This is a genomic window from Variovorax sp. GW821-FHT09B01 (assembly GCF_059418345.1).
This window is the reverse complement of the sequence record NZ_JBWKPQ010000002.1, coordinates 578,305-593,220: the sequence shown is the minus strand read 5'-3', so window position 1 is coordinate 593,220 and position 14,916 is coordinate 578,305. Positions and strand designations below refer to the sequence as shown.

Annotated in this window: 13 protein-coding genes; 6 read left to right on the top strand and 7 right to left on the bottom strand. The window is 70.9% G+C overall.

Annotated elements, in window-relative coordinates:
• Positions 1 to 4 precede the first annotated feature (4 nt).
• From AC07RV_RS09895 to AC07RV_RS09880, 4 genes are all read left to right on the top strand, one after another.
• Positions 5 to 739, top strand: a complete 735-nt coding sequence (locus AC07RV_RS09895) for a S1 family peptidase (RefSeq protein ID WP_093341888.1) — start codon at positions 5 to 7, stop codon at positions 737 to 739.
• Between the two features lie 38 nt (positions 740 to 777).
• Positions 778 to 1,260, top strand: a complete 483-nt coding sequence (locus tag AC07RV_RS09890; RefSeq protein WP_093341889.1) for an energy transducer TonB — start codon at positions 778 to 780, stop codon at positions 1,258 to 1,260.
• Positions 1,261 to 1,348: 88 nt separating this feature from the next.
• Positions 1,349 to 2,704, top strand: coding sequence for a SidA/IucD/PvdA family monooxygenase (locus AC07RV_RS09885; RefSeq protein ID WP_296782538.1), 1,356 nt, complete (start codon positions 1,349 to 1,351; stop codon positions 2,702 to 2,704).
• 96 nt (positions 2,705 to 2,800) lie between these two features.
• On the top strand, positions 2,801 to 3,055 hold the full coding sequence (locus AC07RV_RS09880; protein ID WP_296782540.1) for a hypothetical protein: 255 nt from the start codon (positions 2,801 to 2,803) through the stop codon (positions 3,053 to 3,055).
• A gap of 1 nt (position 3,056) precedes the next feature.
• On the opposite strand, the gene AC07RV_RS09875 is transcribed toward AC07RV_RS09880, so the two are convergent.
• The 7 genes from AC07RV_RS09875 to AC07RV_RS09845 form a co-directional block, all read right to left on the bottom strand.
• Positions 3,057 to 4,124, bottom strand: a complete 1,068-nt coding sequence (locus AC07RV_RS09875) for a S41 family peptidase (protein ID WP_296782542.1) — start codon at positions 4,122 to 4,124, stop codon at positions 3,057 to 3,059.
• A 31-nt stretch (positions 4,125 to 4,155) separates the two neighbouring features.
• Positions 4,156 to 4,524 (bottom strand): response regulator, encoded by a 369-nt coding sequence (locus AC07RV_RS09870; protein ID WP_177239277.1) that lies wholly within the window; start codon positions 4,522 to 4,524, stop codon positions 4,156 to 4,158.
• Positions 4,525 to 4,625: 101 nt separating this feature from the next.
• Complete coding sequence (locus tag AC07RV_RS09865; RefSeq protein ID WP_296782544.1) at positions 4,626 to 5,849, bottom strand: hybrid sensor histidine kinase/response regulator; 1,224 nt, start codon at positions 5,847 to 5,849, stop codon at positions 4,626 to 4,628.
• Positions 5,839 to 6,444: a chemotaxis protein CheB gene (locus AC07RV_RS09860; protein ID WP_208511741.1), complete on the bottom strand. Its 606-nt coding sequence runs from the start codon at positions 6,442 to 6,444 to the stop codon at positions 5,839 to 5,841. Before AC07RV_RS09860 ends, AC07RV_RS09865 begins: the two co-directional genes overlap by 11 nt.
• Positions 6,441 to 7,307, bottom strand: a complete 867-nt coding sequence (locus AC07RV_RS09855) for a CheR family methyltransferase (protein ID WP_281078289.1) — start codon at positions 7,305 to 7,307, stop codon at positions 6,441 to 6,443. Before AC07RV_RS09855 ends, AC07RV_RS09860 begins: the two co-directional genes overlap by 4 nt.
• 53 nt (positions 7,308 to 7,360) lie before the next feature.
• On the bottom strand, positions 7,361 to 10,864 hold the full coding sequence (locus AC07RV_RS09850; protein ID WP_296782545.1) for a response regulator: 3,504 nt from the start codon (positions 10,862 to 10,864) through the stop codon (positions 7,361 to 7,363).
• Positions 10,865 to 11,006: 142 nt separating this feature from the next.
• Positions 11,007 to 11,699, bottom strand: coding sequence for a DUF899 family protein (locus AC07RV_RS09845; protein WP_296782546.1), 693 nt, complete (start codon positions 11,697 to 11,699; stop codon positions 11,007 to 11,009).
• A gap of 204 nt (positions 11,700 to 11,903) precedes the next feature.
• Between AC07RV_RS09845 and AC07RV_RS09840 the strand changes: the two genes are divergently transcribed.
• Both AC07RV_RS09840 and AC07RV_RS09835 read left to right on the top strand, forming a co-directional pair.
• Complete coding sequence (locus AC07RV_RS09840) at positions 11,904 to 14,258, top strand: ATP-dependent DNA helicase (RefSeq protein WP_296782547.1); 2,355 nt, start codon at positions 11,904 to 11,906, stop codon at positions 14,256 to 14,258.
• Positions 14,245 to 14,901, top strand: a complete 657-nt coding sequence (locus AC07RV_RS09835) for an alpha-ketoglutarate-dependent dioxygenase AlkB (protein WP_296782549.1) — start codon at positions 14,245 to 14,247, stop codon at positions 14,899 to 14,901. Before AC07RV_RS09840 ends, AC07RV_RS09835 begins: the two co-directional genes overlap by 14 nt.
• Positions 14,902 to 14,916 lie beyond the last annotated feature (15 nt).

The following is a 14,916-nucleotide window of genomic DNA, read 5'->3' as shown; positions in this document are numbered from 1 at the left end:
CCGCATGGCGGCTGTCGCCTGCGCGGCCGCTGCCGTGCTGGCGTGGCCGGCCGCCCAAGCGGCCGATGAACAGCCCGCGCGCGGGCTCGAAGGCAACGCCAGCGGCGTGTTCCTCAACGAAGCCGGCGACGTGCTGACCGCGCGCCATGCCGTGACCGGCTGCCGCTCGCTGTTCGTGCTCAAGGACGGGCGCGTGGCCGAAGCCACGGTGCGCGTGACGAGCCCGCTGGCCGACCTCGACATCGCCGTGCTGCACAGCGACATCAAGCCCTACCTGGGCGCGACCTTCCCGCGCAGCGAGGTGCTGCCGGCCGCGACGATCTCGGTGTTTTCCGAAGCCCACGGCCCGCTGCAGCGCATGGCCGATCGCTCGGCCGTGCTCGGCAACGCGCTGACCGTGCCGGGCGCCGAGGGCCTGCAACTGTTGTCGGGCGCCAAGCCCGGCGCCAGCGGCAGCGCGGTGCTCGACGCCGGCGGCCTGCTGCTGGGCGTGGTGGTGGAGCGCATCGCGGCCGCGCCCGGCGCCAGCGGCGGCACGCTGAGCCGGCTGCCCAGCCTGTCGGGCAGCGGCGCGGCCGCGGGCTCCACGCGCGTGCGCGCCGAGACGGCCGCGCGCATCAAGCATTTCCTGCGCGACAACGGCGTGGCCTACAGCGAGAGCGATACCCCGCAGCTCGGCCCCCAGCAGTCGCCGGCCGCGCGCGCCGCCACGCTGTCGGTCGGCGTGCTGTGCGGCTGAGCCGACACCGATTTTCAGAACTTTCCCCGAAAGAACGCATGTTCCCCTCGCACCGTCATTCCGCCGCCGCGCCGCGGCCCTGGGCCAGCCTGTTCCGCGCGCTCGGCCTCGCCGGCCTCGGCCTGGCCGCCGTGCACATGCCCGTGCAGGCCCAGCCCGCGCCCTCGGCGCGCGCACCGGTGCCGCAGCACTGGATCAGCTATGCCGAGCTGGCCGGCAACCAGTTCCAGGGCCGCCTCAGCGACCCGGCCGACGAGACCGTACAGCGCCTGCATGCCTGGATGCAGCAGCGCCTGCTGGAAGAGGGCCGCACCCTGCCGCCGCCGCCGCTGATCGTGCGCGTGTGGGTCGCACCCGACGGCCGGCCCGAGCGCGTGGCCTTCGATTCGCTGGGCAATGCGCAGGCCGATGCCGACCTGCGCCAGCTGCTGACCGCGCAGCCGCTGTCGGAGCCGCCGCCGCGGGACATGCGGCAGCCGATGGTGTTGCAGCTGACGTTGAAGGTGCTGACGGCGAGTTGAGGCGCGGAAGGCTGGGTATGCTGGGCGCCTGACGAGCCGGAGGGAGTGGGGCCGGCCTTGTCGCATGCAAGGAGGAGGGCACTCGGACATGGCGGTCATCCCGGCACACGAGAAAAGAAATGCCAGCGACCCGATCGAACTCGCGGTCATCGGGGGCGGGCCGAAGGCGGCCGCGCTGACGGCGAAGGCCAAGGTGCTTCGCGAGACGGGGCGGTTGGACGTCCGGATCACGATCTTCGAGCCCGATGGCATCGGGGCGCATTGGCGGGGCCGTGCCGGCTACACGGATGGCGAGCAGCGCCTGTGCACGCTGGCCGAGCGCGACGTCGGCTACCCGTACTCGTCGCTGTTCGGCAAGGACGTCGACCTGCGGATGGCGGCCGACTACTCCTGGGGGCGCTTCCTGCACGAACGGCCGAGCGGCTATGAGCATGGCTTCCGCACCTGGCTCGATGCGGGACGCAAGCCGCCGTATCACGCCAGCTACGCCGACTATCTGTCGTGGGTGGTGGCGTCTTCCAGTTCCAGGCCCACGGTCGAGGCACAGGTCGTCGAACTGGCGAAGGACGACGACCTTTGGCGGATTCGCAGTCGGCAAGGCACCGATCGCCCGATGCTGGAGAAGACGCGGTTCCATGGCGTGGTCGTCACGGGACCCGGTCCGGCGCGTCAGATCGGCATCGTGAAGAAGCGCGGTCTCACCACCCCTTCGATGAACCTCTTCAACGGACGGGACTTCTGGCAACGTGCCGAGGAGGTCAGGCGCTGCCTGAAGGCGATGGGAAAGCGCGGCGACGACGACGCGGAGATCGTCATCGTCGGGGCGGGAGGCACGGCGGCCGCGGTTCTGTCCTGGCTGATCGGAGAAGGTGCCAGGGACCGGCGGATCGTGATCGTCGCGAGCCAGGCCTCGCTGTACACGCGTGTCGACAGCGTCTTCGAGAACAGGCTCTTCAGCGACGAGACCGTCTGGGAAACCCTGTCGAAGGAGAGCCGGCGAGCCTTCTTCGATCGGCTCAACCGGGGTGTGGTCTGGGCGACGGTCATGGACCGGGTTGCCACCGCCTCGGGCTTGACCATGCTCGATGGGCGGGCCGAAAGCATCCAGGCGGACTCGGCGGAACAATGGTCCTTGTCGGTGGAACGCGGCGACAAGACCAGGGTCCAGCTGCGTCCCTCTCTCTTGATCGACGCCACGGGGTTCGACCCGTGGTGGTTCCTGTCGATGATCAAGGGATGGCCGCAGGCGGCGGCGAAGCCCGCCAAGCCGCAGCGGGAAAGGTGGGAGCGCGCGATGTCGAAGAACCTCTCGCTGACCGGCGGCCCCTGGAAAGGCTATCCGCCGCTGCACGCGCCGATGGTCTCGAGCCATATCGGACCCGGCTACGGGAGCCTGATGGTCCTGGGGGCGATGGCAGACCGGATCCTCGGTGCCTACATCTGAACATCCATACACCACCATGTACGTACACCTGTACATGTCGCCTAAAATGAGGAGCGGGCTACGTGGCCCGATCTCTTCAGCCACTAGGAGCTTGTCATGACGTCCAAAAACCTGGTCCTTCGGACGGTCTACATCGATCCGGAAGTGGACGACCTGCTGCGCAACGAGGCGTTCGCCGGGCGCACCAGCAAGAACGATCTTTTCCGGAAGTACCTGAGCCTTGGCATGGAGGCCGCGCGCAAAGCCGCCAAGCCGGCAGCGCCAGATTCGGCTAAGGCAGATGCCGCCGCCGTCAGGAAGGCCGCACCGAAGACGAAGCCAGCCGCCGGCGCGGCAGCCAAGGCCCGATAGCTCAGCGTTTCGCCGCGGCCTCCGCCGCCTCGATCGCCGCGCTCACATCGCCCACGGTCGCGGGATCGCTGTCCTTGCCGACCAGCTCCTTGAGCGCCGCCAGGTGCGCCACGCCCAGCGCCTCGTCCGCGCCGGCTGGCAGGTCGGGCACGACGCCCGTGCCTTCCCAGTTGGTGCGCGTGATCGGGTTGATCGAGCGCGCGAAGGGGATCGTGACCTCGAAGTGATCGTTCAGCCGATGGTTCCTGGAGGGATGGGCGCCGCCCTTGGTGCGTTCGCCGACGATGCGGGCGCGCTTCAGCGCCTGCAGGTTGTACGCGAACTCCTCGCCACCCGAGAAGGTCTGGCTGCTGGTCAGCACATAGACCGGCCGGTTCAGGTAGCGCGGGCCGCGCAGCCTGGCGCGGGTCCAGTGCGACTCCACGCGGTGGCCTTCGCGATGCAGCACGTCGTTGAGGTGCACCTTGCCTTCGAGCAGATGGCTGCTGACCTGGGCCACGCCCGCGGGCCAGCCGCCGCCGTTCTGGCGCAGGTCGACGATCAGGGCATCGGTGTGGGCGAGGAAACCGAAGACGCTCGCGGCGGTCGCCGCCAGCGCCTCGGGCTTGTCGAAACAGCGCAGGTCGATGTAGCCGACGTTGCCGGCCATGCGCTCGGCCTTGTAGAAGCAGTGGTTGTGGCGCACATACTGCCGCGCCAGCTGCGCTTGCGATGCCGCGGCGGCCTTCGGATCGGCCGGCTTCGGCAGCGGCTCGCGGCTGAAGCCCACGAGCAGGTGCTTGTCCTGGTTCACCGATTGCAGATCCTGCTCGAGCTGCGCGCGCAGCGCGTCGGCCGTCTCGATGCCCGCATAGGCCCCGTCGCGCAGCCGCGCGCGCAGGTGGGCCGCGATGGCATCGGCCTGCGTTGGCAACACGTAATGGGCCTGCACCAGCTCGGCGGTGCGGGCCACGAGGCGGTCGCGCTCGGCGGGCGCGATGGGAACGGTGTCGGGGGACTGCGCGGCGGCCGATGCGGCCAGCGCGCTCAGCGCAAGGGCGAGGAGGGCGGAGGGAAGAAAGCGGCGCATGGCCGCGATGCTAAGGCCGCGGAAAAAGGCCTCAGCCCGCGGCCGCGAGGATGTCCTCGAGCGCGCCGATGTCGATCGGCTTCTGCAGATGGTGGTCGAAGAGCTTGCGACCGTCGGGGCCGCCCGCGGCGCCGGCATCGGCGGCCGAGAAGCCCGAGATCGCGATCAGCAGCTTCGGCGCGCCCTGGGCCTCGGTCTCGCGCAGCCGGCGCGCGACCTGGGTGCCGGGGATGTCGGGCAGGGTGAGGTCGATCAGCGCGGCATCGAAGCGTTCGGCGGCGGCGGCGTCCAGCGCCTGCTGGCCGGTGTAGGTGCAGCGGGCGGTGTGGTCCTGCAGGGTCAGCAGTTCCTGCAGCAGGTCGGCTGCGGCTTCGTTGTCGTCGACGATCAGCACGTTCACGGCGGTCGGTCCTTGGTGGCCTTTGCGGCCTTTGGTTTTCTGAAAATGTCCGGAATGGAACATTGTCCCGGCACCGCGCCGCGCGTGGGGTAGGAGCAAGCCTACGGTTGTGCCGATCCTCGCGGCGCGGCCAGCGGCAGCTCGACGCTGAAGGTCGATCCCTCGCCCGGCGCGCTCTCGACGCCGATGCGCCCGCCGTGCAGGTCGACGATCTGGCGCGTGATGTACAGGCCCAGGCCGAGCCCGGCCGCATGCTTGCGGCTGTGCTCGGTGCGCTCGAACTGCTCGAAGATGCGCGCCTGGTCCTCGGCCGCGATGCCAATGCCGCGGTCGCGCACGCTGACGCGCGCGAAGCCGTCCTCGCCGGCGCCGACCTGCGCCACCACCATCTCGACCGGCCGGCCGCCGCCGTAGCGCAGCGCATTGGTCAGCAGGTTGGTCAGCACCTGCTCGATGCGGAACTCGTCCCACACGCCCGGCAGCTCGGCCGGTGCCTGCAGCGAGATCTCGGAGCCGGCGGCCTCGGCCTGCTGGCGCAGGTTCTCGACCACGGCGCGCGCGAGCTGCGCGAGGTCGGTCGGCTTGGGCTGGATCGAGAGCGCGTCCTTGCGCATGCGCGTGACGTCGAGCATGTCGTCGATCAGCCGCACCATGTTGCGGATCTGCCGCTGGTCGCGCTCGATCATCGCGGGCAGGCGGTCGGCCGTGAAGGCCGCGAGATTGCCCTTGGACACGTGCAGCTGGCGCAGCTGGGCCTCGAGGTAGAGGGTGTTGAGCGGGGTGCGCAGCTCGTGCGAGACCATCGACATGAAGTCGTCGCGCATGCGCACCGCGCGCTCGAGCTCGCGCTGCGTGACCTGCAGCTGCACCACCAGCTCCTCCTGCTTGCGGTGCGCGTGGGCCAGCAGCTCCATCTCGTGGCGCAGCGCCTTGCGGTGACGGTGCAGGTCGACGAACACGTTGACCTTGCTGATCACGGCATGCGGATCGAGCGGCTTGTGCAGGAAGTCGACGGCACCGCTCTCGTAGCCCTGGAAGGCGTAGTTGCGCTCGCGCCCGGCGGCGCTCACGAAGATCAGCGGGATGTGCCGCGTGCGCTCGGTGCCGCGCATCATCTCGGCCAGCTCGAAGCCATTCATGCCGGGCATCTGCACGTCGACGATGGCGAGCGCGAACTCGTGCTCGAGCAGCAGCGTCAGCGCCTCCTCGGCCGACTGGGCACGGAACACGGGCCGCCCGGGCGCGCGGATCAGCGCCTCGAGCGCCACCAGGTTCTCGGGCAGGTCGTCGACGATCAGCAGCTTGCTTTCGACGTCAATTTCCATGAGCGGTCTCCAGGTGCATCAGCAGGGTGTGGAGATCGCGCAGCGGCAGCACGAAGTCGGGCGAATGGCGCGCTATGGCGGCGTTGGGCATGACGGAAACCAGGGCTTCTTGGGGATCCTGCACGGCGGTCAGCCCGCCGGCACGGTGAATGCGGTCCATGCCCTCGGCGCCATCGTCGTTGGCACCGGTGAGCAACACGCCGGCGAGGCCGGCGCCGTAGACGTCGGCCGCGGAGGCCATCAGCACGTCGATCGAGGGGCGCGAGAACAGCACGGGCGGCTCGCAGCTCAGCGAGAAACAGCGATCGCGCTCGATCGACAGGTGGTAGCCGGGCGGCGCGAAATAGAGCGTGCCGGGAACCAGCGGCATCTTGTCGGCCGCCTCGCGCACCGGCATGGCGACGCGCTCGCCGAACACCTCGGCCAGCCGGCTGTCGTGCCCCTCGGGCAGGTGCAGCACCACCACCTTGGGGATGCGGCTGACCAGGGGCAGGCCGATCAGCAGGGCGAGCAGCGCGTCGATGCCGCCCGCGGAGGCGCCGATGACCACCGCCTCGACGCGGCGGCGCAGGTGGGAGGGCAGCGCCTGTCTCACGTGGCCTTCCTGTAGATGCGCTCGGGGCGCGCCAGCGGCTCGAAGCGCTCGGCGTAGGCCGAGAAATCGATGCTCTCCTTGGCGCCCAGGCCGAGGAAGCCGCGGTGGCTCAGCGACTCGTGGAACAGGCCGAGCGCGCGGTCCTGCAGCTCGCGGTTGAAGTAGATCAGCACGTTGCGGCAGGACACGAGCTGGGTCTCGGCGAACACGCTGTCGGTGGCCAGGCTGTGGTCGGCAAAGATGGTGTCGGCGCACAGCGAGGGGTCGAAGCGCGCGGCGTCGTAGGCCGCGGTGTAGTAGTCGGAGAACGCGCGCAGCCCGCCCGCGCGCTGGTAGTTGGCGGTGTAGCCGCGGATCGCCTCGAGCGGAAAGATGCCCTGGCGCGCCTTCTCGAGCGAGGCCGGGTTGATGTCGGTGGCATAGATCTGCGTGCGCTCGAGCAGGCCTTCCTCGCGCAGCAGGATGGCGAGCGAGAACACCTCCTCGCCGGTGCTGCAGCCCGCCACCCAGACCTTGACCGACGAATAGGTGTGCAGCAGCGGCACCACGTGCCGGCGCAGGCCCAGGAAGTAGGCCGGGTCGCGGAACATCTCGCTGACCGGGACGGTGAGGAACTGCAGCAGGCGCCCGAACAGCGCGGCGTCGCGCAGCACCCGGTCCTGCAGCGCCGAGATCGAGGGCAGGCCGAGCTGCGTGAGCGCGTGCAGCACGCGGCGCTTCTGCGAGGCCAGCGTGTAGTCGCGGAAGTCGTAGCTGTACTTGAGGTAGATCGCCTCCATCAGCAGGCGCAGCTCGATCTCGGTGTCGCTCAGCGGCTGCGGCGGCGCGGCGATCGCGCCCGGCACGGCGGGCGAGGCGGGCAGGACCGGGCGGCCGGTCGACGGCCGTTCTGGCGGCGAGGGCGGCGGCGATCCGGTCACAGGCGCTCCATCTTCGGCATCCACACGCGCAGCAGCGAGAACAGGCGATCGAGGTCCACCGGCTTGGCGAGGTAGTCGCTGGCGCCCGCGGCCAGGCATTGCTCGCGGTCGTCCTTCATGGCCTTGGCGGTGATGGCGATCACCGGCAGCTTGGCGAAGCGCGGATCGGCGCGCAGGTGGCGCGTGGCCTCCAGGCCATCCATCTCCGGCATCATGACGTCCATCAGCACGAGGTCGATCTCCTTCACGCGGTCGAGCTGCTCGAGGGCCTCGCGGCCGTTGCGGCCGATCTCGACCTTCGCGCCGCGCTGCTCGAGCGCACTCGTGAGCGCGAAGATGTTGCGCACGTCGTCGTCCACCAGCAGCACCGTGCGGCCCTCGAAGATCCGGTCGCGTCCGCGCGCGGCCTTGAGCATGCCCTGGCGCTCGCTCGACAGTTCGGCCTCGACCTTGTGCAGGAACAGGGTCACCTCGTCGAGCAGCCGCTCGGGCGAGCGCGCGCCCTTGATGATGATCGAGCGCGAGTAGCGGTGCAACTCGGCCTCCTCCTCGCGCGTGAGGTTGCGCCCGGTGTAGACGATCACGGGCGGGAACGAGACGATGTCCTCCGAGGCCATGCGCTTGAGCAGCTCGCTGCCCTGCATGTCGGGCAGCTTCAGGTCGGTGATCATGCAGTCGAAGATGCGGCTGCGCAGCAGCTCTAGCGCCTCCTCGCCCGAGGCCACGTCGACGATCTCGATGTCGTCGTCGCCGATCAGCTGGATCACGCTGCGGCGCTGCAGGTCGTCGTCCTCCACCAGCAGCACCGTCTTGACCTTCTGCGTGAGCTTCTCCTCCAGCCGCGCGAACACGCGCGTGAGCTCGTCGCGCGTGGCGGGCTTGCGCGCATAGCCGATCGCGCCCATGTGCAGCGCGGCCTCGGCGTTGTCGGCGGCCGAGACCACGTGGATCGGGATGTGGCGCGTGAGCGGCGAGTCCTTCAGGCGCTGCAGCACGTCCAGGCCGGTGCTGTCGGGCAGCCGCATGTCGAGCAGGATTGCGTCGGGCACGAACTCGCTGGCCAGCGCGAAGCCGTCGGCCGCGCCGTGCGCGACCAGGCAGCGGTAGCCGAGCTCGTGCGCCAGGTCGTAGAGGATGTGGGCGAACTGCGGCTCGTCCTCGATCACGAGCACGCGCCGCACCTGCAGGTCGCGCGGCAGCGCGCGGTCGTCGGCGAACTGCGGCGCGGGCACCACGGGGGCCGGCGCGGCCGGGGCCGGGGGCACGGCGGGCACCGGCGCGCGCGGGGGCAGGCGGGCCGGCGCGGAACCCACGGCGCGCGATGGCGCGGCGGCCGGCTCCTGCTGCGCGGGCGCCTGCGGTGCCTGCGCCGGCAGGTGCAGGGTGAAGGTGCTGCCCTGGCCCGGTTCGCTCTGCACGCTGAGCGTGCCGCCCAGCAGCTGCGTGAGGTCGCGCGAGATCGACAGGCCCAGGCCGGTGCCGCCGTAGCGGCGGCTGGTGGTGCCGTCGGCCTGGCGGAAGGCCTCGAAGATCACCTCCTGCTGGTGCGGCGCGATGCCGATGCCCGAGTCGGAGACGGCGAACGAGGCGCCGCCGTCGGCCGTGCCCGAGATCACCAGCGAGACCTCGCCCTGCTCGGTGAACTTGAGCGCGTTCGACAGCAGGTTCTTGAGGATCTGCTCCACGCGCTGGCGGTCGGTGACCAGCGAGGCCGGCGCGGCCGGATGCAGCTCGAGGCGGAAGCTCAGCCGCTTCTCGTCGGCCAGCGGGCGGAAGGTGCTCTCCAGGCCCTGCGCCAGGCGGTCCAGGCGCGTGTCCTCGGGCACCAGGTCGAGCTTGCCGGCCTCGACCTTGGCGATGTCGAGGATGTCGTTGATCAGCACCAGCAGGTCGTTGCCCGAGGCATAGATCGACTCGGCGAACTTCACCTGCTCGGTGCTCAGGTTGCCCTGCGGGTTGTCGCCCAGCAGCTTGGCCAGGATCAGCGCGCTGTTGAGCGGCGTGCGCAGCTCGTGCGACATGTTGGCGAGGAATTCCGACTTGTAGCGGCTCGCGCGCTGCAGCTCGTCGGCGCGTTCCTCGAGGTCGCGCTGGGCATGGCGCAGCGCCATGTTGCGCTGGTCGAGCGCCTCGGTGCGTTCGGACAGCTGGCTGTTGGTCTGCTCGAGCTCGGCCTGCTGGTTCTCGAGCATGGCCTGCGAGGCGCGCAGCGCGCGCGACTGCTCCTCGAGCTCCTCGTTGGCGGTGCGCAGCTCTTCCTGCTGCACCTGCAGTTCCTCGTTGAGCTGCTGGGTCTCGGCCAGCACGTCCTGCAGCTGCTCGCGGTAGCGCGCCGCGGCCAGCGAGGTGCCGATGTCCTCGGCCACCACCTCGAACAGGTCTCGCGCGCGCTGGTCGGGCGTGCCGGGCAGGCCGAGCTCGACCACGCCGTTGGACACGCCGTCGTTGGCCACCGGCAGCAGCACCACGGCGCGCGGGCGCATCTCGCCCAGGCCCGAGTTGACCTTGAGGTAGTCGGCCTCGACCGGATCGATCAGCATCAGCCGCTTCTCGGCGGCGGCCTGGCCCACCAGGCTCTCGGTGGGCGAGAACACCTGCTGCGCGTTCTCGGCCTCGACCGAGAAGCCGTAGCTGGCCGCGCGGCGCAGCGGGCCATGGCGCTCGCGCACGTAGAGCGCGCCCACGGTGCTGCCCAGGTGGCGCGAGAAGAAGGCCAGTATCTTGCGGCCCATGTCGGCCGCGCTGAGCTCGCCCACCAGCTCGCCGACCAGCTCGGTCTGGGCCGTGCGCAGCCAGGCCTGCTCGGTCAGGCGCTCGGTGTGCGCCTCCTGCTCCTGCAGCACCGCGTCGTAGCTCTCGGACAGGCGCACCAGCTGCCGGCGGCCGAAGTAGGCGACCAGGCCGCTCAAGGTGAGCGTGAACAGCAGGAACAGGCCCACCACCATCCAGCTGGTGCGCTTGACCTCGGCGTTGCGCTGGAAGCGCAGCGACTGCTCGGTGTTGATGAAGTTGTCGAACTCGTTGCGGATGTCGTCGGTCAGGCGCTTGCCGCGGCCCAGCTTGACGGCGGCCTCGAAGTCGCCGCCGCTGCGGCGCGCGGCGATCATGTCGGCCGCGAACTCGTTCCAGGCGCCCTGCAGCGAGCCGATGCGGTCGACGCGCTCGATCTGCTGCGGGTTGTCGCCCACCAGCTGGCGCAGCGCCGCGGTGTCGGTCTTCACGCGCGCCAGCGCGGCGTCGTAGGGCTCGAGGAAGCGGTCCTGCCCGCTGATCAGGAAGCCGCGCATGCCGGTTTCCATGTCGATGGAACGGCGCTGCAGCTCGCTGGCGCTGCGCACCACCTGGTCGGTGTGCTCGACCCAGGCGATGGTGGACAGCAGGTACAGGATCAGGGCGACGAAGACGACGGCACCGAACAGCCCCCCGAGCAGCGGCAGCTTGATATTGCGGCTCAGCAGGCGCTCGAAGTCGGCGGTGTCGATCGCGGCAGCAGTTTTCATTTCGAACGTAGTTGTGAACGAACAATTGACATTGTCTTCGACCGGACGGGACGGGCGGCGCGCGGCCGCCCGCCCGGCCCCGGAACGGCGGCAAGGCGCGAGGGAAGAGGAGGGGAGGAGAGGCCGCGGGCCTCCCCGGGGCTTAGTACTCTAGCCGCGGATACCAGTCGCTGCCGCGGCCGGCCGGCGTCAGGTCGAGGATGTTCCACAGCGGCGTGGGATCGACCGCGAGCCGCGGATCCTGGCCCGGGTCGGCGGTTTCGGCCAGCTCCGGCGCCCAGAAGTGATGCACCCGGCCCTCGCGCCGGACCCAGACGTCGAGCGCCGGCCATTCGCTGCCGTCGGGCGCGAGGCCGCGGTAGTCGCGCGCGAAGTCGTCGCCGACCGTTTCGTAGAACCGCAGGTTGCGCCAGCCGCGCTCGCGCGCGAAGGCCAGCTGGCGCGCCACCGGCGAGCGGCCGAGCACCGCGAACGCCACCTTCTGCGCGATGTCGCGCACCGGCACGTCGAGCGCGCCGAGGAAGGCGGTGCACATCGGGCAGGGCCGTTCGCGCTGCGGGCCGTACATCCAGAAGTAGGTGACCAGGGTGTCGTGGTCGCCGAACAGGTGGTCGAGCCCGACCGTGCGGCCGTTCTCGTCGCGGAAGCGGTAGGGCGGCGGCTCGCCGCCCAGCGGCAGTTCGCGGCGCTGGGCGGCCACGCGCTCGACGTGGCGGCGCAGCTCGATCTCCTCGGCGAGCAGGGCGGTGCGGGCCTGGCGGTAGGCCGCGCTGTCGTTGGGGTAGGGGCGGTTCGCGGCGGCGGCGAGTTCGGTGGCGGGTTTCAGGGTGGTCATCGGTGTCTCCTTTCGGAAGTCGGACAGGCGGGGCGAAGTCGGTGGCACATCGGACCTTTCCCGACAGGCCGCCGCTGCCGGTTCGGCCCGGAAACGCCCGTGCGTTCCAGCCTACGCGCCGGCAGGATACTGTGAATTCCACCAGCACACTGGATGAATATCCATATACTGGCGGCCGCCGCATCCTGTCGAAGCTCCACGCCGATGTCCCGCGAAGCCCTCTGCGCCACCGTTGCGCCTGTCTCCGTCAAGGCGCTTTGCGCCTTCGGCGCGAAGGCCGGCGACCTCGACCTGCGCTTCGTGCCCGCGCCCAGCGCGCAGGAGGGCATGGCGGGCCACGCGCTGGTGCAGGGGCGGCGCGGCGAGAACTACCAGAGCGAGGTCGCGCTGCAGTCCGAATGCGGGGCCCTGCTGGTGCGCGGCCGCGCCGACGGCTACGAGCTGCAGTCGGGCAGCGCCCGCGTCGAGGAGATCAAGACCTTCCGCGGCGACTTCGACGCCATCCGCGGCAACCACCGCGCGCTGCACTGGGCGCAGGCGCGCTGCTACGGCTGGATGCTCTGCGAGGCCGACGGCCATGCGGCGATCACCGTGGCGCTGGTCTACCTCGACCTCGCGAGCGGCGAGGAAACCGTGCTCGAGGAACTGCACACGCGCGAGGAACTGCAGGCCCACTTCGAGGACCTCTGCGGCCGCTACATCGCCTGGGCCGAGCGCGAGGGCCGGCATCACGCGGCGCTGGCGGACCTGCTGGGCGCGCTGGCCTTTCCGCATGGCGCCTTCCGCACCGGCCAGCGCGAGCTCGCCGAGGCGGTCTACCGCGCGGCCTCGAAGGGCCACTGCCTGATGGCGCAGGCGCCCACCGGCATCGGCAAGACGCTGGCCACGCTGTTCCCGCTGCTCAAGGCGCGCGCGGCCGGCCGCGTCGACAAGGTGTTCTTTCTCACGGCCAAGACCTCGGGCCGCGCGATCGCGCTCGAGGCGCTGCGGCTGCTCGAACGCCAGGCCGCCGCGGGCGGCAAGGCGCCGGCCGATCCGCTGCGCGTGCTCGAGCTGACCGCGCGCGAAAAGGTCTGCGAGCACCCGGGCCGGGCCTGCCATGGCGATGCCTGCCCGCTCGCCAAGGGCTTCTACGACCGGCTGCCGGCAGCGCGCGCCGAGGCCGCGCGCGCCGCCTGGCTCGACCGCCCGGCGCTGCGCCGCATCGCGCTCGCGCACGAGGTCTGCCCCTATTTCCTCGGGCAGGAAATGGCCCACTGGAGCGACGTGGTGGTCGGCGACTACAACTACTACTTCGACGGCAGCGCCTTCCTCTGGGCCACCATGAAGGAGCGCGAATGGCGTGCCGCGCTGCTGGTCGACGAGGCCCACAACCTGCTCGAGCGCGCACGCGGCATGTACACCGCGCCGCTCGACGACGGCGCGCTCGAGGAGGCGCATCGCGCCGCGCCGGCCGCCGTGCGCGGCCCGCTCGCGCGGCTGCACCGCGAATGGGGCGCGCTGCAGGAGGCGCAGCAGGCCAACGCGGTCGACTACGAGACCGCCGACGAGATCCCCGAGCGCTTCGCGCGCAGCCTGCAGGCCGCCAACACCGCCATGGCCGAGCACTTCGCGGCCACGCCCGATGCGGCGCAAGGCCCGCTGCAGCGCTTCTTCTTCGATGCGCTGCATTTCGCGCGGCTGGCCGAGAGCTTCGGCGACCACTCGGTGTTCGAGCGCACGCTGGGGCCGAACGGCTCGCGCGGGCTGGCCATCCGCAACCTCGTGCCCGCGCCCTTTCTCGAAGGCCGCTTCGCCGATGCCGCCTCGGCCGTCTGCTTCTCGGGCACGCTCTCGCCGTTTCCGTTCTACCGCGATGCGCTGGGCCTGCCCGAGGACGTGGCCGTGCTCGACGTAGCCTCGCCGTTCAGCGGCCGCCAGCTCCATGTCGAGGTGGCGATGGACGTTTCCACGCGCTGGCGCGACCGCGCGCACTCGCTGCGCAGCGTGGCCGGGATCATCGGCAGCCAGTACGCGCGCCGGCCCGGCAACTACCTGGCCTTCTTCAGCAGCTTCGACTACCTCGAGCAGGCCTGCGCCGCCTTCGTCGCGCGGCATCCCGAGGTGCCCGTGTGGAGCCAGACCCGCGGCATGCCCGAGGCCGACCGCCAGGCCTTCGTGGAGCGCTTCGCCGTCGGCGGCCGCGGCATCGGCTTCGCGGTGCTCGGCGGCGCCTTCGGCGAGGGCATCGACCTGCCGGGCACGCGCCTCGTGGGCGCCTTCGTCGCGAGCCTCGGGCTGCCGCAGTACAACGCGCTCAACGAGATCACGCGCGAGCGCATGGACGCGCGCTTCGGCAAGGGCTACGAATACACCTACCTCTACCCGGGCCTGCAGAAGGTGGTGCAGGCCGCGGGCCGCGTGATCCGCACCGAGCAGGACGAGGGCGTGCTGCACCTGCTCGACGACCGCTTCTCGCGCGCCGAGATCCGCGAGCTGCTGCCGCGCTGGTGGGAGGTGCGCCTTGGCGGGCAGGGTGGCCAAGGTGGGCCGGGGAGGGGCGACGATGCGCGCCGCTAGACGCATCGAGCACGACGCGCAGCCCGACCTGTTCGGCGCCGCGCCGGTCGCCGCCATCGACGGGCTGCGCTATGCGCCGGAGTTCCTGAGCCGCGCCGAGGAGGCCGAGCTGCTGGCCATCGTCGGCGGCTTCACGCTGCGCGAGATGCGCTACAAGGCCTACACTGCGCGCCGCCGCGGCATCGGCTTCGGCGGCCGCTACGACTTCGATGCCAACCGGCTGCTGCCCGGCGCGCCGCTGCCCGAATCGCTGCATCCGCTGCGGCGCCGCGCCGCGGCCTGGGCCGGCATCGACGAGGCCGAGCTCACCCATGCGCTGATCGCCGAGTACCAGCCCGGCACGCCGCTGGGCTGGCACCGCGACGTGCCCGACTTCGAGCACATCGTCGGCATCTCGCTGCGCGGCGACGCCGTGATGCAGCTGCGGCCCTACCGGCGCGACGGCCACTACGCGGCCAACGATCCCATGGTGCAGCTGGGGGTCGAGCCGCGCTCGATCTACCTGCTGCGCGGCGCCGCGCGCTGGGAGTGGCAGCACGCGATCGCGCCGACGCCGACGCTGCGCTACTCGATCACCTTGCGCACGCGCTCGCGGCGCAGGGTGGGCACGCCCGGCCCGGCGTGGCACGACGACGACCGCTGAGCCACGCCGGAGGCC

Coding starts and splice junctions, on each gene's coding strand:
- AC07RV_RS09895 (WP_093341888.1), top strand. CDS start 5: ATGGCGGCTGTCGCCTGCGCGGCCGCTGCCGTGCTGGCGTGGCCGGCC.
- AC07RV_RS09890 (WP_093341889.1), top strand. CDS start 778: ATGTTCCCCTCGCACCGTCATTCCGCCGCCGCGCCGCGGCCCTGGGCC.
- AC07RV_RS09885 (WP_296782538.1), top strand. CDS start 1,349: ATGGCGGTCATCCCGGCACACGAGAAAAGAAATGCCAGCGACCCGATC.
- AC07RV_RS09880 (WP_296782540.1), top strand. CDS start 2,801: ATGACGTCCAAAAACCTGGTCCTTCGGACGGTCTACATCGATCCGGAA.
- AC07RV_RS09875 (WP_296782542.1), bottom strand. CDS start 4,124: ATGCGCCGCTTTCTTCCCTCCGCCCTCCTCGCCCTTGCGCTGAGCGCG.
- AC07RV_RS09865 (WP_296782544.1), bottom strand. CDS start 5,849: ATGGAAATTGACGTCGAAAGCAAGCTGCTGATCGTCGACGACCTGCCC.
- AC07RV_RS09850 (WP_296782545.1), bottom strand. CDS start 10,864: ATGAAAACTGCTGCCGCGATCGACACCGCCGACTTCGAGCGCCTGCTG.
- AC07RV_RS09845 (WP_296782546.1), bottom strand. CDS start 11,699: ATGACCACCCTGAAACCCGCCACCGAACTCGCCGCCGCCGCGAACCGC.
- AC07RV_RS09840 (WP_296782547.1), top strand. CDS start 11,904: ATGTCCCGCGAAGCCCTCTGCGCCACCGTTGCGCCTGTCTCCGTCAAG.
- AC07RV_RS09835 (WP_296782549.1), top strand. CDS start 14,245: ATGCGCGCCGCTAGACGCATCGAGCACGACGCGCAGCCCGACCTGTTC.